Annotated in this window: 22 protein-coding genes and 1 pseudogene; 22 read left to right on the top strand and 1 reads right to left on the bottom strand. The window is 37.7% G+C overall.

The features are described from left to right. Nucleotides 1-152 precede the first annotated feature (152 nt). The 14 genes from AB7942_RS24230 to AB7942_RS24165 all read left to right on the top strand — a co-directional run bounded on the left by AB7942_RS24230 (nucleotide 153) and on the right by AB7942_RS24165 (nucleotide 13,562). A complete protein-coding gene (locus AB7942_RS24230) occupies nucleotides 153-746 on the top strand; it encodes a YpjP family protein (protein WP_369448873.1) in 594 nt (197 codons plus the stop codon). A 102-nt stretch (nucleotides 747-848) separates the two neighbouring features. Then, a complete protein-coding gene (locus AB7942_RS24225; RefSeq protein ID WP_088088708.1) occupies nucleotides 849-1,430 on the top strand; it encodes a TerD family protein in 582 nt (193 codons plus the stop codon). 207 nt (nucleotides 1,431-1,637) lie between these two features. Further along, nucleotides 1,638-2,417, top strand: coding sequence for a TerC family protein (locus AB7942_RS24220; protein WP_088088707.1), 780 nt, complete (start codon nucleotides 1,638-1,640; stop codon nucleotides 2,415-2,417). Nucleotides 2,418-2,493: 76 nt separating this feature from the next. Beyond that, nucleotides 2,494-3,681 (top strand): HpcH/HpaI aldolase/citrate lyase family protein, encoded by a 1,188-nt coding sequence (locus AB7942_RS24215; protein ID WP_369448872.1) that lies wholly within the window; start codon nucleotides 2,494-2,496, stop codon nucleotides 3,679-3,681. Beyond that, nucleotides 3,632-5,008: a phosphoribosyltransferase family protein gene (locus tag AB7942_RS24210; protein WP_369448871.1), complete on the top strand. Its 1,377-nt coding sequence runs from the start codon at nucleotides 3,632-3,634 to the stop codon at nucleotides 5,006-5,008. The genes AB7942_RS24215 and AB7942_RS24210 overlap by 50 nt, the downstream gene beginning before the upstream one ends. Further along, a complete protein-coding gene (locus tag AB7942_RS24205; RefSeq protein WP_369448870.1) occupies nucleotides 4,989-6,110 on the top strand; it encodes a cysteine protease StiP family protein in 1,122 nt (373 codons plus the stop codon). Before AB7942_RS24210 ends, AB7942_RS24205 begins: the two co-directional genes overlap by 20 nt. Beyond that, entirely contained in the window at nucleotides 6,107-6,907 is an 801-nt protein-coding gene (locus tag AB7942_RS24200) for an HAD family hydrolase (protein ID WP_335713442.1), read from the top strand. Before AB7942_RS24205 ends, AB7942_RS24200 begins: the two co-directional genes overlap by 4 nt. A 456-nt stretch (nucleotides 6,908-7,363) precedes the next feature. Beyond that, nucleotides 7,364-9,001: a YceG family protein gene (locus AB7942_RS24195; RefSeq protein WP_335711812.1), complete on the top strand. Its 1,638-nt coding sequence runs from the start codon at nucleotides 7,364-7,366 to the stop codon at nucleotides 8,999-9,001. A 3-nt stretch (nucleotides 9,002-9,004) separates the two neighbouring features. Further along, complete coding sequence (locus AB7942_RS24190) at nucleotides 9,005-10,108, top strand: toxic anion resistance protein (RefSeq protein ID WP_369448869.1); 1,104 nt, start codon at nucleotides 9,005-9,007, stop codon at nucleotides 10,106-10,108. Nucleotides 10,109-10,156: 48 nt separating this feature from the next. Next, complete coding sequence (locus AB7942_RS24185) at nucleotides 10,157-10,768, top strand: TerD family protein (protein ID WP_215003176.1); 612 nt, start codon at nucleotides 10,157-10,159, stop codon at nucleotides 10,766-10,768. A gap of 34 nt (nucleotides 10,769-10,802) precedes the next feature. Next, nucleotides 10,803-11,381 (top strand): TerD family protein, encoded by a 579-nt coding sequence (locus AB7942_RS24180; RefSeq protein WP_088088701.1) that lies wholly within the window; start codon nucleotides 10,803-10,805, stop codon nucleotides 11,379-11,381. A 139-nt stretch (nucleotides 11,382-11,520) separates the two neighbouring features. Continuing rightward, nucleotides 11,521-12,228 carry an anthrax toxin lethal factor-related metalloendopeptidase gene (locus AB7942_RS24175; protein ID WP_369448868.1) on the top strand — a complete coding sequence of 236 codons (708 nt, stop codon included), beginning with the start codon at nucleotides 11,521-11,523 and terminating at the stop codon, nucleotides 12,226-12,228. A gap of 54 nt (nucleotides 12,229-12,282) precedes the next feature. After that, nucleotides 12,283-13,077 carry a thymidylate synthase gene (locus AB7942_RS24170; protein WP_369448867.1) on the top strand — a complete coding sequence of 265 codons (795 nt, stop codon included), beginning with the start codon at nucleotides 12,283-12,285 and terminating at the stop codon, nucleotides 13,075-13,077. Further along, nucleotides 13,074-13,562, top strand: coding sequence for a dihydrofolate reductase (locus AB7942_RS24165; protein ID WP_335711816.1), 489 nt, complete (start codon nucleotides 13,074-13,076; stop codon nucleotides 13,560-13,562). The genes AB7942_RS24170 and AB7942_RS24165 overlap by 4 nt, the downstream gene beginning before the upstream one ends. A 71-nt stretch (nucleotides 13,563-13,633) precedes the next feature. On the opposite strand, the gene AB7942_RS24160 is transcribed toward AB7942_RS24165, so the two are convergent. Then, entirely contained in the window at nucleotides 13,634-13,873 is a 240-nt protein-coding gene (locus tag AB7942_RS24160; protein WP_088088697.1) for a hypothetical protein, read from the bottom strand. 323 nt (nucleotides 13,874-14,196) lie between these two features. On the opposite strand from AB7942_RS24160, the gene AB7942_RS24155 reads away from it, so the two are divergent. From AB7942_RS24155 to AB7942_RS24120, 8 genes and pseudogenes are all read left to right on the top strand, one after another. Further along, the gene (locus AB7942_RS24155) at nucleotides 14,197-14,391 is read left to right on the top strand and encodes a twin-arginine translocase TatA/TatE family subunit (protein WP_088088696.1); all 195 of its coding nucleotides are present in this window, start codon (nucleotides 14,197-14,199) and stop codon (nucleotides 14,389-14,391) included. 170 nt (nucleotides 14,392-14,561) lie between these two features. Beyond that, nucleotides 14,562-15,305 (top strand): twin-arginine translocase subunit TatC, encoded by a 744-nt coding sequence (gene tatC / locus AB7942_RS24150; RefSeq protein WP_369448866.1) that lies wholly within the window; start codon nucleotides 14,562-14,564, stop codon nucleotides 15,303-15,305. Nucleotides 15,306-15,655: 350 nt separating this feature from the next. After that, nucleotides 15,656-15,850 (top strand): annotated as a pseudogene (locus AB7942_RS24145) (hydrogenase expression/formation protein HypE); the annotation flags it as partial. 147 nt (nucleotides 15,851-15,997) lie between these two features. Next, nucleotides 15,998-16,249, top strand: coding sequence for a DUF2535 family protein (locus tag AB7942_RS24140; RefSeq protein WP_088088694.1), 252 nt, complete (start codon nucleotides 15,998-16,000; stop codon nucleotides 16,247-16,249). 312 nt (nucleotides 16,250-16,561) lie between these two features. After that, nucleotides 16,562-17,404, top strand: a complete 843-nt coding sequence (locus tag AB7942_RS24135; protein ID WP_369448865.1) for a DegV family protein — start codon at nucleotides 16,562-16,564, stop codon at nucleotides 17,402-17,404. Between the two features lie 130 nt (nucleotides 17,405-17,534). Then, the gene (locus AB7942_RS24130; protein WP_335711633.1) at nucleotides 17,535-19,052 is read left to right on the top strand and encodes a spore germination protein; all 1,518 of its coding nucleotides are present in this window, start codon (nucleotides 17,535-17,537) and stop codon (nucleotides 19,050-19,052) included. 11 nt (nucleotides 19,053-19,063) lie between these two features. Continuing rightward, nucleotides 19,064-20,185, top strand: a complete 1,122-nt coding sequence (locus AB7942_RS24125; protein WP_369448864.1) for a GerAB/ArcD/ProY family transporter — start codon at nucleotides 19,064-19,066, stop codon at nucleotides 20,183-20,185. After that, nucleotides 20,169-21,335, top strand: a complete 1,167-nt coding sequence (locus tag AB7942_RS24120; protein ID WP_369448863.1) for a Ger(x)C family spore germination protein — start codon at nucleotides 20,169-20,171, stop codon at nucleotides 21,333-21,335. The genes AB7942_RS24125 and AB7942_RS24120 overlap by 17 nt, the downstream gene beginning before the upstream one ends. The last annotated feature ends 64 nt before the right edge of the window (nucleotides 21,336-21,399 follow it).

The raw sequence follows: 21,399 nt of genomic DNA, 5'->3' as shown, positions 1-21,399 counted from the left end.
TCAGCCGACATCCTTTTTCTATGATTAAATTGTGATATTTAAACTGTTTTTTTCCATTTACAAGAAAAAAGAAGTATAATATTTTGTATAATAACTTATTTTTGAAAAAATAGATGATACATAATCTTGCTAAGAATAAGGTGAAATGAAAAATGAACAATTGGCTTCGTAAAACGTTATTTGTATTAGTATCTGTTTTAACTTTTGGACTTGTTACCCCCACTCAATTAATCAATACGGTAAATGCAGAGAATCTCGCCGATCGTGATGCCTTCGAAGCGCCATCGACCGAAAGTCACTTTGGACAAATAAATACGTTTATTGAAGAATCAGAGTTTGATAAAGAAAAGTTTATTGAAGAATTAATAAAACAAGCCGAATTCCAGTCATATCAAAAATTTGGTCCAAAGATTAAACCAGTCATTGAAAATGAATTCCGAGAAATTATTTTACCAAATATCGAAACTGCACTTGAAGAAATTGCTGTCCAATTTCCTGAAGAAGATTTGAAAAATCTCACCATAACCGAACATCCTGGTACCGGCCTTTCTGAAAAAATCTTTAATATTAACAATCGCGCTATCGGTAAAGATATACTTCGATTCCATGTAAGACGAGATAATCCACCGCAAGCAGGCTACTGGTTCAATTTTCATTACCACACCTACCATGATAATTACCAGAGCCATCATGAGTTAGGGTCCATTTTTTGGGCTAAAAATACACCACCTAAATGGATGAGTTAATGTGAATTTGCTTATTGGCAGGAAAAAATTTTATTATAATAAATGAAACCTTTTTATGACAAACTCGTAAATAGACTATTACCTAAATTGGAGGAATGAAAAATGGCAGTAAGTTTATCAAAAGGTCAAAAAGTTGATTTAACAAAAACCAATCCTGGTTTAACAAATGTTGTGGTTGGATTAGGATGGGACACAAACAAATATGATGGTGGAAATGACTTTGATTTAGATTCATCTGTTTTCCTATTAGGAGAAAATGGAAAAGTTACGAATGAAAGTGACTTTATTTTCTATAATAATCCACAAGGAGCAAATGGAGCTGTGGTACATACCGGAGATAATCGCACAGGTGCTGGTGATGGTGATGATGAAGGCATTAAAGTAAGTCTTACTACTATTCCAGCCAATATTCAGCGGATTGCGTTTACAATTACAATTCATGATGCAGAAAGCAGAAATCAAAACTTTGGACAGGTTTCAAATGCCTATGCCCGCATTTACAATGAGGCAAACGGTGAAGAATTGATTCGCTATGATTTAGGTGAGGACTTCTCGATTGAAACAGCAATTGTTGTTGGTGAATTGTATCGCCACAATGGTGAATGGAAATTTAGTGCCATCGGTAGTGGTTATCAAGGCGGATTAGCTGCACTTGCAACTGACTTTGGACTATCTATAGGTTAATATTTCAAAATGAAGAGACCCAATCAATAATGGGTCTTTTTACAAAAGCTTTGTTAACAATATGTCTAGCTGCTGCGCCTAGGGGCTCTATGGTCTACAGCCAATCCGTCATGAAGGTTAAAGAACAACCTTCACGCCGGCTCGACTTATGCTTGTCGCCCCTGAACAAGGCGCTTCCGCTTATCTATTCTAGGAGGAATTACTTTAATGTCAGTTTTGAATCATATCTTGGACACCTATGCGCAATTTTTTGATTTGAATATGTGGGGTCAAATATTGGCCGATCCAGTCAGCTGGGGACTTATTGGGACACTTATTATTTTAGAAGGATTACTTTCTGCCGATAATGCGCTTGTTTTAGCCGTTATGGTTAAACATTTGGAACCTAAAAAGCGTAAGAGAGCCTTGTTCTATGGTTTATTAGGAGCATATATATTCCGATTTATTGCGATTGGAATCGGAGTATATTTAATCAAGTTTTGGGTCATTAAAGCCCTTGGTGCCGCGTATCTTGCTTGGTTAGCGATTAAGTATTTCATCGATAAGTATAAAGGTGATGCTGGTCACGATGAAGAGGAAGCAGAAGGAATTAACCAAGGCGGCTTGCTAATACGCTTATTTGGTACCTTTTGGGGAACGGTAGCTGCCGTTGAATTAATGGATATTGCTTTCTCGGTTGACAGCGTTCTGGCGGCATTTGGGGTCAGCAATCAGGTATGGATTTTATTTGTAGGTGGGATCCTTGGCGTTTTAATGATGCGTGGCGTTGCCGGAGTTTTTCTTACACTAATTGATAGGATTCCTGAACTTGAAACTACCGCTTATATCTTAATCCTAATCATTTCTATTAAGATGGCACTAACCTTACCTTTATTCAACATCCATATTGAATCATTACATTTCTTTATTATTCTAGCCGTAACATTTGGAGCAACCTTTATTGTTCACTTCATGAATAAGAAAAAGGAAACTAGCAAAGAAAACTAAAAATTGTTGACTAAAAAGGGGAGCTGACGAGAGTCCGTCTCCTCTATTTTTTACCTTTAAAGAGGAGTAAATGGTTATGGAATTTTTTACATACTTTTACGAAAATGAAATTAAACGATTCTTCTTTCAAAAACCGCAGACTTATACAAAATATTCTCACCGTGAACTACTGTCCTATGGTTTAGGCGCCACGCTTTATATGCCTGCTACACGCCCTAATATTCATCAAGAAATCCTCTCTAAGAAGCATGAAGGTTTAACCTCCCTTGTCATCGACTTAGAAGATGCTGTTGGTGATAACGAGGTAACTGATGCTGAGGCAATGCTTATCAGTGAATTATTAAAGTTATTTTTTGAATTAAATAAGGGCTTTTTGAGCTATACGGATCTACCACTTATGTTTATCCGAATCCGAAACCTAGAGCAGTTAAAACGGGTTACCGAACAATTAGGGGATGCAATAAGTCTGCTTACTGGGGTCGTGCTTCCAAAATTCAGCGCTGAAATTGGTGAAGAACTATTAATGGAAGTAAACCGATTACATACAAAGGAGCACCCATTTTATGCTATGCCGATTTTGGAGACAGCAAAGGTCATTCAAAAAGAAACGAGAATGGAAGAATTAATGAGTATAAAGAATCTGCTTGATCGCTACAAGGACATTATTCTTAATGTTCGGATTGGGGCTACTGATTTTTGTGGATTATATGGAATTCGTCGTAGTGCGGATACTACCGTTTATGATATCGCTGTCTTAAGAGATTGCATTTCAGATATTATCAATGTCTTTCAACGCTTTGATAGTTCCTACGTTGTATCTGGTCCAGTTTGGGAGTATTTTTCCGCGAAAAAGAGAATGTTAAAGCCGCAGCTTAGGCAAACACCCTTCCGCGAACGGTACGGGGATGAAGGGTTGAAATGGAGAGCAAAATTAATCAATGAACATATGGATGGTTTAATCCAGGAAATCTTAATGGATATTGCAAACGGAATAACAGGAAAAACGATTATTCATCCTTCACATATCAAAGTAGTGCAAGCCTTAAATGTCGTTTCCTACGAGGAATTCATTGATGCTAGCAATATCATAAATGCGGCAAATGGGGATATTGGCGTTTTGAAAAGTAATTTTGCTAATAAAATGAATGAGATAAAACCTCATTATTATTGGGCAAAGAAAACCATTTTAAAATCACAGCTGTACGGGGTGTTACATGAAGAATTCACAACCATTGACCTTATCAAAAAAGAAGTATATGTATAATATCCTAGACTCGATTGAAACAGAGATAGAAGTTTCTGAAAATCCGTATGATTTGCCACTAGAAGAGTTATTTACAATGGCAGCCAGAATAAATAAGAAACGGTCGTTTTTGTTTGTAAGTAAAGTGCTCGGTAAACACTTACCAATTGATCCTAATAAGGGACTGCAAACTGGAGCACTTCTTGGTGCGAGATTCCTTGAAACGGTAAAGGAGATAAAATGTTTAGAAACTGAGAGTCTATTAACCTCCTTTAAAAATGGAGAATCATATCAGAGTAAGTCCTTTATCCCTGACAATATTCGTCCTGTAGTGATAGGATTTGCTGAAACCGCCACCTCACTTGGGCATGCTTTCTTTGATTGCTTTAAATCGGCAGAATACTTTCATACCACTAGAGAAGAACTCGAACAGGAAAAACCAAAAATTACCTTTGAAGAAGAGCATTCCCATGCGACATCACATCGTTGTTTTATTCCGTTAGAAATGATACAAAATGAACGAGAAATCATCCTCGTTGATGATGAACTGACAACGGGTAAAACCGCTTTAAATATTATCCAATCGATCCATGCTAAATTCCCAAGACGTGTTTATACTGTTGTTTCCATTTTGGATTGGCGTTCAGAAGAAAATCGATATGGTTTTATCCGTCTTGAACAGGACCTGGGGATAAAAATCAATGTGGTAAGCCTTTTGGCTGGTACAGTACAGGTTAAACAGCATAATGAAATGAATAATTGGTCAGTAAAAGTGGAATCGAACATGCGCGTCGAGTCATCTGTCGAACGAATAGACCTTTCACCTTTTTTTACCATGACCCCCTATTCAGCATATAACCCGATGAATAAGGCAGCATTTATTAAAGAGACAGGTCGATTCGGCCTAAGCAGTACGGAAAATAGGAGTCTTCAACAGAAAGCCTCTGCAGCTGCGGCCGTTTTATACAAAAAAAGGCTTGGAAAAAGGACGCTTTGTCTAGGCACTGGAGAGTTTATGTATCTTCCGATGAAATTAGCTGCCGAGATGGGTGAAGGTGTTTATTATCAATCAACAACCCGAAGCCCGATTTTTATTGAAGACAAAGTAGGATACGGAGCGAGGTATGGTGCGTCTTTTCCTAATCCTGAAGACCAAGATATTACTAACTTTTTTTACAATATTCCACCAGGATTCTACGATGAAATATTTATCTTTTTTGAAAGAACAGTAAAGTTAGAGAATCTTCAACCATTACTGAAAGAACTAAGTAAATTACAAATAAAGATGATAAGACTCGTCTTTTTTTCTGAATATCGAGGTGAACAAGTTGAAAACCACAATCAATAAACCGGCAAAAATCGGAAGCTATAATGCGGAGGATGTTCAATTTCTATTAAAGGATTTAAGTGATATAAAGCTAGAGGATTCGACTGAAAATCGGGAATTGATGGTTCAATCAGGTGTTCACTACAGCGAATCACTGCCAATAGAGTACCAGCCGCCAAAGGCGTATGTGGATTTATTTTGGGAAACCTTACAGGAATACAAACAAAAAGTTGCCCTATGTATTGGTGTTGTGGCTGAACAAATCTATCAATCTAAGGGTGATCGGGCCGTTCTTGTTTCTCTGGCTCGTGCAGGAACGCCTGTGGGGATATTAATAAAAAGGTATATTCACATGCATTACCATGTATTATTGCCGCATTACAGTGTTTCAATTATCCGCGACAGAGGGATTGACGAAAATGCCCTTCAATATATACTTAGCCAACATCCAGAGGCCGATATTCAATTTGTTGATGGGTGGACAGGTAAAGGGGCAATTTCGCTTGAATTGACCAAAGCCTGTCATGATTATCAACAAAAATATGGGATAAACCTAGACGACACATTAGCAGTCATCGCAGATCCAGGTTATTGTACCACTTTGTTCGGAACTCGCGAGGATTTTTTAATTCCTAGTGCATGTCTGAACTCAACTGTATCTGGGTTGGTGAGCAGGACGGTTTTAAATGATCAATATATCGGGAAGGATGAATTCCATGGAGCTAAGTATTACGAGGAATTGATTCCTGTTGATGTTTCCAATAAATATATTGATTTGATTAGCAATGAATTTGTAAACATTGCAAGCGAAGCGGCGGAGATGGCTACACATAAGGAAAATGAGAAAATAGAAACTGGATTCTTGGGGATGGAGGACGTCAAGCGAATTCAATCTGAGTTTGAAATTGAAAGTACCCATTATATCAAACCAGGAGTCGGAGAAACAACAAGAGTTTTGCTTCGCAGGGTTCCATGGAAGATACTGATGCGCGATCCGTCAAGTCCATTTGTCAAACATATTCTAATGCTTGCCGAAGAAAAGGGTGTAGAGGTTGTACCATATCCAAATTTAAAGTATTTATGCTGCGGCTTAATCAAGTCGGTTAAGGGGATTAAAAAATGATCTTTGCATCTGACCTTGATCGTACATTGATTTATTCGAAACGGGCTATAGAGGAACTAGGAGAACTAGATAAAACAGTCATAAAACCCGTTGAAAAAAAAGATAATAATTGGGTTGCCTATATGACAGAACGATCCTTTTTTGCTTTAAAAGAGCTATCACTAACTAGTCTTTTTGTTCCGGTTACAACGAGGACAACAGAGCAATTTAACCGTTTCTACATTTTTAAGGAGGACATACAGCTAAAATATGCAATTACTTCAAATGGGGCCAATATTATTAATAAAGGTGAAATAATGAAAGATTGGTCGACCTATATTTTTCAGCGTATGAACGCGGAATCGGTTCCCCAAAATGAGTTACTTGCGCTTTTAAAAAGAGAAGGCTTTCAATTTGATGGGCAAATAAAGCAGGCGGAGAATTTATTTTTCTATTTCATCTTAAACAGTCTTCCACCTGCTTCAGATCGAAAAGCGATTAATGATTTGGCCGTATCAAATGGTTGGAGGATCTCCATACAGGGGAGAAAGCTCTACTTTATCCCTCTTGCGATCAGCAAAGGTGATGCACTTGAATTTATCTCTAAGCGAGAAGGTTTGGAAGTCATTGCGGGTGCGGGGGACTCCGTACTAGATTGGGACTTTCTGAAAAACTGCCAATATCGATTTGTCCCAGCCCACGGTGAGCTTGCAAGGGTGTTAGGCACTAGTAATTTTACACTTACAAAAAATTATGGTATTAGTGCAGGGGAGGAGATTACCCAACAATTTTTACAGCTGCAACAACTTATAGTTTAATCTATTTCACTTTTCGGTTAAAAACAAATAAGTATACGCAAGAAAATAAACTATAGGATCCAAAAAAGAATAGAATTGACATGGCTAGTGAATGCAATGTTGAAGAAAGCAGCATCGTAAAGATTAAGCTAAACACAAATAAATCTAGGTAAATAAAAACATCGGAAACCATCACTTCCATCACGGTATTTAATTCTTCCTGAATGTGTTCCATCCTAGGCCGCTTATATAAAAATCTCATTCGAGTCACCTACTTTAACGTCAGTACTCAAATAGTATGTAAGGACAAGGAAAAAGGTGAAAAATGAGGAAATGGTGAAAAAGACGAAACATTTTTTTATGACATTCGTATAAACAAATGAACCAATTAAATAACTATGATATGATGTTATGGAAACCTTACATAATTTTCTAGCGCTAGAAAAATAGCTTTCTTTTTTGAGGAAGGGATTATGAATGCATCCATCATTAAATCAGCTAATCGCCCATCCAGTATCCCTTTCATATGAAAATTGGCACGCCTTGCTGAAAAAACCGCTGCCTGAACGGCCAGATTATTCATTAGAAAATGGGAAAATTCACATTGGGCAAGTACTTGGAAAGTTCCTTGGGATACCAATCGATACGGATACCTATTATAACCAGCTTTTTGATTATGTTAATAATGAGGAATGGAGACTTCATTTGCTAAGTGAGGAATCACTAGACAAAACAATTAACAACACTCACTTTCAATCCATTCAAAAAGTCATAAATATTAATCGTGAACAAAAGCTGTCCATCAACCGATTTACGGCTTTTCTAGATGGGGAACAGTTATTGTTGAAATCAAAGGTACCGGTAATCCATAGGAAGATAAGAGAAGCGATGATCGCAACACTGGAGTTGTACGCAAAACTTGAAAGGGACGGGCTAAAGAACCACGAGCTTAGGCGGGTGCTTGTTGACATTGTTAAATGGTCTATCAATCATTTACAGCCCGTTTTGGAAATGGCTGATCCACAAATCGAAATGCCTAAATTTTTGTGGTACGGCGACTTTAAGAAAAGCCACCAATATTTTTTATATTATTTAAGCAGGCTTGCCTGTGATATTGTTATTTTCCATCCAGAAGGTAAGGATATTTTAGAAGGTATGATGGAGGACCCAATCTTCTCGCATCAATTTCAAAATAAGCTGCCTGCGGAACCGTTCCCTAAGGAAAAGCGCAGTCGTAAGGCAACGGTTGCATATAGGGCCTCAAAAGAAATTGAAACGATTTTAAACCAAGAGGGTTCAGGTCTTTACAAACCATGGCAATTAAGGGATTATACTCCGTCCTCGATTACATTAAAAACGACCTATGATGAACTATTTATTCTTGGGAAAGAAATGGCGATGGTAAGACCAGATTTTGAGGTGGGGAACGGACAAGTCAAAATACCTTCTATCTTTGCTAAAGTACAGGGTGTTAGTAAAAATCGCAAAGAGTACTGGGACCGTCTGCAATCCCTAAGTGAATTAGAGCATAGTTTACTGATTCGCCGTTTGCCAATCACGATGACAAGCACAAGTGATTTTCGCTTTCATTATCGAAATGCCCTTGATAAGGATGGCTTAATTAATCCGGCTACTATGATGCAAGCACATTACTGGCCATATTCCTTTTTATCTTCAGGCTTACAAAAAGGAATCGCTAATGCCGTTAGGAAAATCTGTGAAAAACCAGGTTTAAAGCCCTTACCGAAGGAAAGTATAGAAGACGTAAAGATGTATTTATTTACACAGGCCTTGTTTATGCCAAAACCCATCATTCAGTTAATCGAGAGATTTGACTACTCGCAACATATACCTAAATTAATCATTTACAATAATGAATTAGCAGGTATACTCTCAAGGTCAGATGCAGCACTTATCTTGCTATTAAATCAATTTGGTATTGATATCATCCTATATAATCCTCCTGGGCATAATGATATTGAAAATTTCTTGGACGATCGTTTATTTGACAAGCATTGGCTTGAAGACGTTGTTTTTGATTTAGAATTTAAAGAACCGTCCATTTTTAAAAAGGGGCTTTTTCAAGGAATCTTAAAAAATTTAAGGGGAGATTAATAAGTGACTCTTACGCCGAATCCATCAAGCGGTTTAACGCCAGCAGGTACGGATGACATCCTAACAGAAACAAAAGTCTCTGACATTAAACTTGCACTTCGGAAAGAACCAGAAATTCAAAATTTAGCCCGTACGATTGATGAGCGTGACCAAATCCAAGTTTTAGAGTTTGGGAAGGAACCAGCCGTCCAAATTTCCCGTTTTTCGGATCAGATATTAAACAATATGAAGACTTCAAAAGTGGAGGATTCTGGTGAACTGCTTAAACAACTGGGCCGGATTATGGATAAGTTTGATGCTAAGGACTTTCAAAAAACTTCAGGTGGATTTTTTGGTAAGCTCTTTAAAAAGGGTGAAAAGGTGGTCGAAAAGCTGTTCGGCAAATACCAAACCATGGGCTCCGAGATTGACAAGGTATACATAGAAATATCGAAATATCAGCATGAAATGGTTGATTCAACAAATATGCTCGAGCAAATGTATGAGCAAAATTATCAATTCTATTTAACGCTTGAAAAGTATATTGTTGCGGGTGAGATAAAAGTTGAGGAACTAAAAAATAATCAACTTCCCCAGCTTGAATCCCGAGCTGGAGCAGGTGATCAACTTGCCTCCATGCAATTGGACTCGCTGAAAAATGTCATTGAGTTATTAGAACAACGCATCTATGATCTAGAAATGGCCAAAATGGTCTCACTGCAGACTGCTCCGCAGATTCGTCTTTTGCAAAGAGGAAATACGAAACTGATTGGAAAAATTAATTCGGCATTTGTGACGACCATCCCGATTTTTAAAAATGGTCTGATTCAAGCGATGGCGGCGAAAAGACAAAAGCTGGTTGCTGATTCAATGAGTGAACTTGACCGCAGGACAAATGAAATGCTTCTGAAAAATGCGCAAAACATTTCCCAGCAAAGCACGGATATTGCTAGGCTTGCCGGAGGTCCAAGTATAAAAATCGAGACGATTGAAGAATCTTGGAATATTATCATCAAAGGCATGCAGGAAACAAGGGCTATCGAAGATGAAAATAAACGGATGCGGATTGAAGGCACCAAACGTTTAGAACAACTGCAAAATAACTTTAAACAGTTGAAACAATCTTAGTTAATAAATAGATTTTGATTTACTAAATTTCTTATTGGGGTGATTGAATTGGCTATTAATTTACAAAAAGGGCAACGTGTTGATTTAACGAAGAGTAATCCAGGATTATCTAAAATCATGGTAGGTTTGGGCTGGGATCCAGTACAAAGCGGCGGTGGCGGCGGCTTATTCGGCGGTTTATTCAGCGGCGGTGGTGCAGCTAATATAGATTGTGATGCTTCCGTTATTATGCTTGGTGCAAACGACAAGCTCCAAAACAATAAGGACGTTGTTTATTTTGGAAACTTAAAGAGCAATGACGGCAGTGTACAACACTCAGGAGATAATTTAACAGGCGACGGAGACGGTGATGACGAGCAGGTAATGATCGATTTAAGCAGAGTACCGTCCAATATTCAGAAACTTGTTTTCGTTGTTAATATCTATGACTGTGTGAAGAGAAAGCAGCACTTTGGGATGATGAAAAATGCTTTTATCCGAGTCGTGAATCCTGGGAATAATCAAGAGCTCATCCATTATAATTTATCAGATAATTACAGCGGGCTAACATGCCTTGTGACAGGAGAAATTTATCGTCATGGCAATGATTGGAAGTTTGCGGCAATCGGCAGCGGTACAAATGCAGCCAGCCTTAGTGAAGTTGTTCGTTCCTTTAGTTAGGTAATTAAATAAAGTTCAAATAGAGGTGATACGTTTGGGTATAAACTTAGCAAAGGGACAAAGAATTGATTTAACAAAAACGAACCCTGGGCTAACCAAGGTAATTGTTGGCCTCGGCTGGGATACGAATCGTTATCATGGTGGAAATGACTTTGACTTGGATGCATCCGCGTTTTTAACAGATGCGAATGGCAGAGTTATCCAGGATTCCGACTTTATTTTTTACAATAATTTGATTCACTCTTCAGGCTCTGTTGAACATACGGGTGATAACCGAACCGGAGAAGGCGACGGCGACGACGAGCAAATCAAGATTGACTTTAGTAAAGTTCCCACGCATGTGCATCGAATTGCGATTACTGTGACCATTCATGATGCGGACGCAAGATTCCAGAATTTCGGCCAAGTTTCTAATGCCTTTGTTCGCTTGGTTGACGAAGATACTAATAATGAGGTCTTAAGATTTGACCTTGGCGAGGATTTTTCGGTCGAAACAGCGGTTGTTATTTGTGAACTTTACCGCCATAACGGTGATTGGAAATTTAACGCGATCGGCAGTGGTTTTGCAGGTGGATTAGCTTCCCTTTGCCGAAATTATGGATTAGAAGTTTAAATTTATTAAAATTGTGAAGCTGCCGTATTCGGCAGCTTTTTTTCCTTTATTCCCCACTTTTGGCTTGTAAATTCAAATTAACAAACTAAGTCCTATGTTATAATTCAATTAATATATTGAATTATTAGGGGATGATAATTTGCGTAAATCGGTAATTACTCTACTAATCGCTGGTTTATTCCTATCATCCATAACTACATCACAAGCTTCTTATGATGGTATTTTGCTTGGAGATTATCCTAGAAATTCGCTAATCTACCAATCTCTTAAAGATGATCGGTCAGTAGCACTTTTAGATCAAATAATTGTATTACCAAAGGAGCACTTTGATCAACAAGAAGCGGCTGCTATGATTTCCAGAATCAATTCTTTACCTTTCTCTCTTTTAAAAAAAATAAACAATCAGGGAATTAACCTGAAACTTTTTAATGGAAAGCTAACGGATAATCCCACTGCAAGGCAATTAGCTGGGCAGGTTCCGCGGGGTTATACATCTAACGTAACCTGGGATGATGTCCCAGGGATTGGAGGATCGAAGGTGGTCCTTGTTAAGATTGGTTCCAGTGAATCAGGAAAGGGTCATAGTTCTGTAAATCTAGAATTACATGAGTTGGCCCATTCGATCGATCGCTATGTGTATGGGGAGATTAGTGGTTCCAAGGACTTTATGAGCGTATGGGAAAAGGAACATGAACAATTATTTCCGGGAAACAGCTATTTTTTATATCCGGAAGAATATTTTGCAGAGACCTTCGCAATGTACTATTTAAATAATGAAACAAAAGAACTATTACGGAAGAAAGCACCAAAAACATTTGAATTTTTGAAACAGCTATCGCTTCACTAATTTGCCCTTGATTGTTAAAATAGATAAATATGTGCAGATAAGGGAGTGTCCACGGTGAAGCAATATTTAGAATTATGTAAGCATGTACTTGAAAATGGAAACATAAAGGGCGACCGAACTGGTACGGGTACAATTAGCACCTTCGGTTATCAAATGAGATTTAAGTTGGCAGAAGGATTTCCACTCGTGACGACCAAAAAATTACATTTAAAATCGATTATCTATGAACTGCTTTGGTTTTTAAATGGGGATACGAATGTTCGGTATCTACAGGAAAACGGGGTCCGCATTTGGAATGAATGGGCAGACGAAAATGGGGAATTAGGTCCTGTCTATGGTCACCAATGGCGATCTTGGACAGGTGCGGATGGAAAAACCGTTGACCAAATTACGGAGCTTATCAACCAGATTAAAACGAATCCCAACTCAAGAAGACTACTTGTCAATGCCTGGAATGTTGCTGAAGTAGATAATATGGCGTTACCGCCGTGCCACTGTATGTTCCAATTTTATGTGGCAGATGGGAAGCTGTCCTGCCAGCTTTACCAACGCTCAGCCGATGTATTTCTTGGCGTCCCGTTTAATATCGCATCCTATGCACTGCTAACAATGATGATTGCCCAAGTGTGCAACTTGGAGCCAGGTGAATTTATCCATACCTTTGGTGATGTTCATATCTATCAAAACCATATGGAACAAGTTAAGTTGCAAATGGCGAGAGAGCTGAGAGCATTGCCGACTCTTAAAATTAATCCACAAGTCAAGGATATCTACTCTTTTGAGTATGAAGACTTTACACTAGAGGGATATGATCCACACCCTCACATTAAGGGAGTAGTGAGTGTATGATTTCCTTTATTGTCGCGATGGACGAAAATGGAGTAATAGGGAAAAATAACCAATTACCATGGCATTTGCCGGAGGATTTAAAATTCTTTAAGAGGGTGACGATGGGCCACCCAATTGCGATGGGAAGAAAAACGCATGAATCCATTGGTCGTGTCCTTCCTGGCAGAGAAAATATTGTGATCACCCGCCAGGTTAATTATCAGAGTGAAGATTGTACGGTTTTTTATTCCATTGAGGATTTTGTAAAGAACAGCAAAAAGCAAAGCGAAGAAATCTTCGTCATTGGTGGAGCGGAAATATTTAACGAGACATTTGAGTTTGCGGATCGTCTATATATCACGCTTATTCATGAAAAATTTGCAGGGGATACGTTTTTTCCTGAATTTGATCGTAGCAAATGGGAACTAGTGTCTAGTGAAAAGGGCTTAATGGATGAGAAGAATCCGTACGATTATGAATTCAAAATATATGAAAGAAAATCGTAGCGCGGATTGATCAGGTTTGGACTCATAAAAATAAGCATCAGCGCATCGCTGGTGCTTTCTTTTGTTTGATATTAGAAATAGGATCCATTTAATTCGTAATCTGCTAATTTAGCAAGCATACCCCTAAATTCATGTGGATGGCAAAATTCTCTTTCGTTGAAATGTGTTTTAACCCAGCTTATTAATTCCAGTGGGCTATTAAAATATTCCCCACTACGATCGCTTTTACGAATGGTGTATCTTCCATTATCATCATCAAGTGTTACCTCAACAGGAAGAGCCCCATCATAACTGCAAAGTGAAAATTCCATCCTCATCACATCCTATCCTTATTATTTATCATTTTAAAAATTATATGTTAGTAATGAACCAATTATATTCAAATAAAAGAAAGTTATCAAAATATTTTAATAATTCCTTAAACGCATTTAATCATTGACTTCGTTAGTTGTAATTGTTAAATTGTCATTAGTAATTAATAATGTGATACGAAAATGCTATATATCACTATTGTTTTACTTTTTCTAGATATTGTGAATTTACTATGAATTATTGCATATAACTAACTCAAAACGATTTTTCGGTACTATAATCATAGTAGATATAATACAACAATTAAAGGGGATGTAAATCCATGTTTTCTAATATCGGTATACCAGGATTGATTTTGATTTTAACACTTGCATTGATTATTTTTGGGCCTAAGAAACTTCCGGAAATTGGCCGCGCCTTCGGACAAACATTAAAAGAATTTAAAAAGTCAACCCGTGAACTAACAGACGATGTTATGAATGATATTGATGAAGAAAAGAAAAATTTGATTAAATAAGGTGTGAGATTTTAAGTCTTACACCTTTTTCTTCTCTAGGTTTAACCTATAAAAACGCATGAAAACTTGTTCATCTTATTAAAACAATGGCACTATTTCGTTTAGAGTCAACTCTATGAGCGATATATACGTGCACATCTTTAACCTTTTGAAATTGGCAGGGGAAGTACATGGAAGATAAAGAATTAAATTTAGTTGATCATTTAGAAGAACTACGTAAAAGAATTATTGTATCTGCACTTGCATTTGTAGTCTTTTTTATCGCCGGTTTTATTTATGTAGACGATATCTATAAATGGTTTGTTGGAAATACAAAACTGATGGTTCTCGGACCAAGTGATATAATGTGGATTTATTTCATGCTGGCAACTGTTGTAGCTGTGGCGGGTACTATTCCAGTTCTCGCTTTGCAAATTTGGCTATTTGTTAGACCAGCATTAAGACCGATAGAAAGAAGAATAACGATTTCTTATGTTCCGGCTTTATTTTTCTTGTTTATCATTGGTCTTGCCTTCGGCTATTTTATTATCTTTCCGATGGTTCTAGACTTTTTGGTGAGTATGGGAAAAGATATGTTTGTCACAAACTTCACTGCCGAAAGATATTTTAGCTTTATCATGAATATGACCTTGCCATTCGGGGTACTGTTTGAGCTTCCAGTCGTCGTTATGTTTTTGACTTCACTTGGCATCATTAATCCGTTTGTTTTAGCAAAAATTCGTAAATATGCGTATTTCGTTCTGATTATTATTGCAATCGTTATTACACCTCCAGACTTTATGTCTGATTTTGTGGTAACCTTGCCACTCTTGCTCCTTTATGAAATCAGTATTAATTTATCGAAGTTTGTCTACCGCAAACGCTTGAAAAATCTGCAGGAAGAAGACAAAGAAGATGAGGTAGTCGAAGCATAAATGGAATGCAAAAAGGCCTTAAGGGTTAAATCCTTTAAGGTCTTTTTTTTGTTGAGTTACCAATATTTCCAACTTAATATCTAAAAATATTGTAAAAATGCAGTTAAGGATAGTTTGTGTACTTTTTTTAATATTCAGGACGAAAGACCTGCCATTATAATACAATTTTCCTGTAATTAAGTTTTTTACTTTTTTTGATGATAAGTGGAGGGGAAGCGGATGAAGAGCCAAAAAACAATATATGAAGCCGCGATCGACCATGGATTTACCCGGCGTGATTTAAGGAAGAAGTACATGGAGTTTGCGATCTATTAGGCTTTGACCCTCTTTATCTTGCCACCGAAGGAAAAGCAATTATCATTGTTGCCGATAAGGAAAAAGAGAAGGTGCTAGATATATTGCGGGAATCTCCTGAAGGCAAGGACGCTATTGTGATTGGTTCGATTATCGGAAAAGAAAAAGGCCGGTTATTATTGGAAACTCCACTGGGTTCAAAGCGATTGCTTTCTAGGTTATCAGGAACTATGTTTCCTAGAATATGTTGAAAAAAGTGACTTATTTTTTCTTGAACTACAACACATACTGTGGACTTTTAATTCATAAATATTTTTTAATCCATGCATAATTAGACACAATTCGTCGTCCAAAGAGTGTATAATATACTCAAACGGGTGAAAAAGAGGATTGATATTTTGTTATTCAAAAGCCTAGAGTTCAAAAATGTTGTTGGACAGAAGGTTAAAGTCATGGACATTCCTGTATTGGAGGAAGATAGCACTTATAAATTTATGATCCAAGTCCGTTTACAGACGTTTGTTACGTCGCTTTACAACGAAAAAAACTTGAAAAAATGCTACTCCTTTAAAGATTATTTGAAAAAGGTCATGAAGTGGCCGGATTATGAACAATTGTTTAAAGTTGGAGAATTAAAGAATAACGCTTAATGCCATTCGAGCACCGCAGGGTATACCCCAGCGGTGCTCTTTTATTTTGACTATATCATTGTTGATTTTGTCACTATGTTGATTGGAGCGTAAGGCGCGAAGACTTCTGCGGGAGGACGGGGCAGAGGAGACCCCGCAGGCTCAAGCGCCGAGGAGGCGGTTAGTACCCGCGAACCGCACGCACCTGGAGCGGAAATCAACAACCAAGTTTAACAGAACCTATTTTAAAAAACATGAAAAGTGATGGATGTATTCCTTTCAATAGTAGTTAACTGTATAATACATAGCAGTACTGTTAGGGAAGTGATTGTTATGAGCAAAATTAAAATTGTAACCGATTCAACAATGGACATGCCGCTAGAAATGGCCGAAAAACTGGGTATTGTGGTGGTGCCATTGTCCGTAACGATAAATGGTGAATCTTACTTAGACAGAGTGGAAATTGATGCAGCTGAATACATAGAAGTAATGAAAAAATCTGAGGAATTACCGAAAAGTTCCCAACCTTCTGCGGGTACTTTTCTTGAAGTTTACGATCGGCTTGGAGAAGAAGGCTATGAGGTATTATCGATCCATATGACAGGCAAAATGAGCGGTACCGTACGTTCAGCTGAAAGCGCAGCCCAAATGACGAAAACGAAAGTCACGGTTATTGACTCGATGTTTATCTCGATTGCCCTCCAGTTTCAAGTGAAAGAAGCTGCCGAAATGGCGAAACAAGGGAAAAGCATGGAGGAAATCCTTAAACGTCTTGACGAGGTGCGCGAACATACAAAGCTGTATATTATGATTGATACACTTGAGAACATGGTAAAGGGCGGACGGATCGGTAAAGGGAAGGCCTTTATTGGATCGTTATTAAATATCAAGCCAATTGCCTCACTTGAAGGAGCGGAATACAACCCAGTAGCCAAGGTGCGCAGTCATTCACAAGTTGTTAAATATATGGCCAAGCAAATTGCGGAGGATGTCCAAGGAAAAACAATATGTGGTGCTGGCATTGTTCATGCGGAAGCATACGAATTATCCTCTAAACTAAAAAAGGCAATTACTGAATTAACCGGGTATAAAGATATTTCGATTGATTACACGGGTCCTACGATAAGCACTCACACTGGACCTGGGACAATTGCCCTCATGTATTATTTTGAATAAATTTATCAGACGAAGGGTGTCAGGCACCATGTGAAGTTTTCACATGGTGCCTGACACCCTTTATTTTCTTTTGGTTAATATTAGAGTTTTTGGTAAAGATAAAAAAAATTGAAGAGTTAAGGTGCTGCCAATGTTTAAGCGTAAGTCAGAGAATAAAAAGTCAGAAGATAAAAAACCTCATAGTTTGAATGTGGAAGACCTTAAATTAGAACTACAAAATGAGATAGGTGCCTGTTCAGACCTTAATTTTCGGACTTTAAAAAAGAACGGGAAAAAGATTGTTTTTTGCTTTTTAAGCAGCCTTATAGATAAAACTAGCTTTGATGAATTTGTCTTGTTACCAATTCAACAAAATACTCAAAGTGAATGGACCACCGAGAGTATTGCACAAATTTTGCCGATTGCCGAAATTTCTGCTGCCAATCAATTAAAAGAAATCGTTTCATCGTTAATAGAAGGAAAAGCATACATTTATGCGGATGGTGAGCCGTACGGGATCCTAGCAAATGTCGGGACAACTGTTGAAAGGTCCCTTGAAAAGGCAGAAACAGAGTCCCTTGTTTATGGTCCGAAGATTTCTTTTACAGAATCATTAATTGGAAATTTAAATATTATAAGGAGTAATTTGAAAGATCCACAATTGTGCATGGAAGATATTACGATTGGGAAAAGGGTGAAAACACCAGGAAAGCTGGTCTATATTAAAGATATTGCCGATGAAGCTAATGTAAATACCTTTAGACAACGGATAACTGATTTAGAATACGATTATATACCGGATACAACGGTGCTTGGCCAGTTGATAGAGGATAATAGTTGGACGATTTTCCCACAAATCATGTCAACGGAATTACCAGATCGGGTCACTCTTTCCTTAATGAGGGGACGGGTTGCAGTGCTAATGGACCGTTCCCCGTCTGCTATTTATGGACCGACACCTTTCCTTAGTTTCTTTGAATCAACCGAAGATGTTTACATGCGTTGGAATATGGGTTTTTTCTTAAGAATGCTGCGAATTGTTTCAATTTTTTTATCGATTCTGTTGACGCCAGCCTATGTGGCTGTATTGTCCTATCATTATGAGATTATTCCATCAGCATTGCTTATTTCTCTTGGTCAATCTAGGGCGAATGTACCGTTCCCACCAGTACTTGAAGCCCTTCTCTTAGAATTTGTCATCGAGCTATTAAGAGAAGCTGGAGCAAGACTTCCTACAAAAGTTGGTCAAACAATGGGTATTGTCGGTGGTATTGTTATCGGTCAGGCAGCGGTCCAAGCGGGCTTTACAAGTAATATCTTAATTATCATTATCGCACTAAGTGCCCTCGGTTCCTTTACTTCTCCCAGTTATATCATGGGTACTGCTGTTCGTATGATTCGTTTTCCAATTATCATTTTAGCAGGTATATGGGGGGGGGTTGGAATTATGTTATCTTTTTGTTTTGTGCTCATTCACCTGTTGAAATTAACCACAATAGGCAGACCCTACCTTATGCCTGTCTATCCATTTAGGTGGAAGGACTTAGGATACAGTATTATCAAATTTCCGTCTCAATTTCTATCTTACAGGCCATTAACGAACCGTCCGGTAGACAACAAACTTTTTCCAAAACAAAAAGGTCGTGAAAAAAAGGATGTAGATGAATAGGAGCGGTCAGGATGAAAGTGAATTTGCAACCAAAGGAAGGATTATTGGTAAATGCATTCCTAGTCATGTTTTTTATAAACGCTACGCAAACTGGCGTCGGAATTGTCGGATTACCGAGGGTTGTATTCTTGGCGGCAAAACATGATGCTTGGATATCTGTCTTTCTTGGGGGAGTCTTAACAGCCTTTGTCTTAGCGATGATGGTTTTTATGCTTCAAAAATATGATAGTGCTGATTTATATGGAATCCAGGTAGATGTTTTTGGAAAATGGCTTGGGAATGCCATGAACATTTTTTATATGCTCTATATGACCTTAAGTTTTTTTGTTATAGTGATGAACTATGTTGAAATTGTCCAAGTGTGGATTTTTCCAGATTTACCAACATGGCAACTCGCTCTTGCACTAATCCTTTTAACAACCTATGCCGTTAATGGCGGCATTCGTATCATTGTCGGAGTTGCTTTTCTTTCTGTAATAGGGACTATCTGGTTGATGTTTGTCTTAATCGTTCCGATGCAATATGCAGACCCTAAGAATCTGCTTCCTCTTTTAAATACAGATTTGAAGCATATTGTGAATGGTGTGTATAAAACATCCCTTTCGCTAATGGGCTTTGAACTACTTATGTTTTTATATCCATATGTGAAAGAGAAAAAAAAGGTCTTTCTGTACTCGCAAATAGGGAATTTTTTAACAACCATTCTTTTCACGTCGATTACAATGATATCCATTACATTCTTTGCTGAAAATGGATTAGCTCGGACTATTTGGCCTGTTTTATCAATGTTTAAAATCGTTAGGTTACCAAACTTAGAACGGTTTGAATTTATTGCTGTTTCTTTTTGGATGTTAGTCATCTTGCCAAACATGTGCTGTTATTTATGGGCTGCATCTAAGGGATTTAAACGGATCATAAATTGGAAACAAAATCATGGGATATGGATCCTTGGCATCCTTGTTTGGGTGGGTTCATTCTTTATCAAAGCAAGGTATCAAATGAATGAAATGACTGATTTTGTTGGTAAACTGGGCTTTTTCACTGCCTTCTGTTATCCGGTACTCCTTTCAGTGCTCGTTTTGGTTAAAAAATGGTTCCTAAGGAGGAAGAAATCAAGTGCGGAAGCTTCATAATGGCAGACATAGACTATTGTTGGTTTGTTCGATAACGATGGTTATCAGTGCTGGTTGTGTTGAGCAAAAGCCTCTTGAAAAATTAGGGCTAATTACAACATCAGGGTACGATATGGAAGGGACAAATCAAATTAGAGGAACAGCAGTCGTTCAAAAATTTGATCCGATGACCCAATCCGCTACAAAAGTAATCACTTCTGTGGCAAAAACAAGCAAAGGATTAAGACAACAACAAAATCTTCAATCAAACCAAAAACTCGTTTCAGGACAGCTCCGTTCGGTTGTCTACAGTAGAGAGCTTGCCAAAAAAGGAATTATCCAGCTTGTCGACACGTTGAATCGTGATGCCGCCATTGGGAATATGGTCTATTTAACGATTGCTGATAAATCCGCTTCAGAAATTATGGAAATAGAAACTAATAATAAAGGGCGTTTAAACCTTGGTACATATATGTACAATTTAATTAAACAAAATGTGGAGGGTGAACAAATTATCTCCCCGACCCTGCATGAGTTTAACCATAATTATTATGACATTGGGAAGGACCCTGTTCTCCCAATCCTTAAAGTAAAGGATAAAGATGTTATTATTTCTGGGGTGGGTCTTTTTAAAGGTGACCGTTTAGTTGATGAATTAAGGCAAGGGGATCTTTTTTATTTGAAAGTATTAATTGATAAATATAAAGCTGGTACAAAAGAAATGGGTTATAAGACAGATCAATTAAAAAAAATCATTATAAAAAACGAAAATTACACTAAAAAACCAATATTCAGTAAAATATATGTCAGCATTGATAACATTCGAAGTAAGACTAAAATTGAAATAGTCGATAAAAAAAACCTCCGTTTTAGAGTGGATGTAGACTTAGATTCAAGGGTATTAGAAATGACCGAAGCCTTAGATTTAGGTAAACCGACTTCGGTAAAGTTTCTTGAAAAAAAGTTAGATGAGTCGATGAAAAAAAAAATAGAAAGTTTACTTCTTCATTTTAAGGAATTAGAAATAGACCCAGTCGGTCTTGGAAATGAATACGAAGCCCACTTAAGGGGCAAACCGATCACGCAGGAGGAGTGGGACCGCAAGTATAAGGATGTTACCTTTGATGTCCATGTAAAGAATACGATTGAACGAACGGGTGTTATCGATTAACAAGCCATTTCCTTTCATCTTCATCAAACCTTTGTTAAACTATTCACGATATGGAATAGAAAAA

It is taken from the genome of Neobacillus sp. BF23-41, from assembly GCF_041106275.1.
This window is presented reverse-complemented; position numbering and strand designations above follow the sequence as displayed.

What these genes read in the sequence shown, in the direction of transcription:
- AB7942_RS24210 (WP_369448871.1), top strand. Translation starts at nt 3,632, where the DNA reads ATGAAGAATTCACAACCATTGACCTTATCAAAAAAGAAGTATATGTAT.
- tatC (WP_369448866.1), top strand. Translation starts at nt 14,562, where the DNA reads ATGGAAGATAAAGAATTAAATTTAGTTGATCATTTAGAAGAACTACGT.
- AB7942_RS24200 (WP_335713442.1), top strand. Translation starts at nt 6,107, where the DNA reads ATGATCTTTGCATCTGACCTTGATCGTACATTGATTTATTCGAAACGG.
- AB7942_RS24225 (WP_088088708.1), top strand. Translation starts at nt 849, where the DNA reads ATGGCAGTAAGTTTATCAAAAGGTCAAAAAGTTGATTTAACAAAAACC.
- AB7942_RS24130 (WP_335711633.1), top strand. Translation starts at nt 17,535, where the DNA reads ATGTTTAAGCGTAAGTCAGAGAATAAAAAGTCAGAAGATAAAAAACCT.
- AB7942_RS24135 (WP_369448865.1), top strand. Translation starts at nt 16,562, where the DNA reads ATGAGCAAAATTAAAATTGTAACCGATTCAACAATGGACATGCCGCTA.
- AB7942_RS24195 (WP_335711812.1), top strand. Translation starts at nt 7,364, where the DNA reads ATGCATCCATCATTAAATCAGCTAATCGCCCATCCAGTATCCCTTTCA.
- AB7942_RS24165 (WP_335711816.1), top strand. Translation starts at nt 13,074, where the DNA reads ATGATTTCCTTTATTGTCGCGATGGACGAAAATGGAGTAATAGGGAAA.
- AB7942_RS24125 (WP_369448864.1), top strand. Translation starts at nt 19,064, where the DNA reads ATGAAAGTGAATTTGCAACCAAAGGAAGGATTATTGGTAAATGCATTC.
- AB7942_RS24155 (WP_088088696.1), top strand. Translation starts at nt 14,197, where the DNA reads ATGTTTTCTAATATCGGTATACCAGGATTGATTTTGATTTTAACACTT.
- AB7942_RS24220 (WP_088088707.1), top strand. Translation starts at nt 1,638, where the DNA reads ATGTCAGTTTTGAATCATATCTTGGACACCTATGCGCAATTTTTTGAT.
- AB7942_RS24230 (WP_369448873.1), top strand. Translation starts at nt 153, where the DNA reads ATGAACAATTGGCTTCGTAAAACGTTATTTGTATTAGTATCTGTTTTA.
- AB7942_RS24215 (WP_369448872.1), top strand. Translation starts at nt 2,494, where the DNA reads ATGGAATTTTTTACATACTTTTACGAAAATGAAATTAAACGATTCTTC.
- AB7942_RS24160 (WP_088088697.1), bottom strand. Translation starts at nt 13,873, where the DNA reads ATGGAATTTTCACTTTGCAGTTATGATGGGGCTCTTCCTGTTGAGGTA.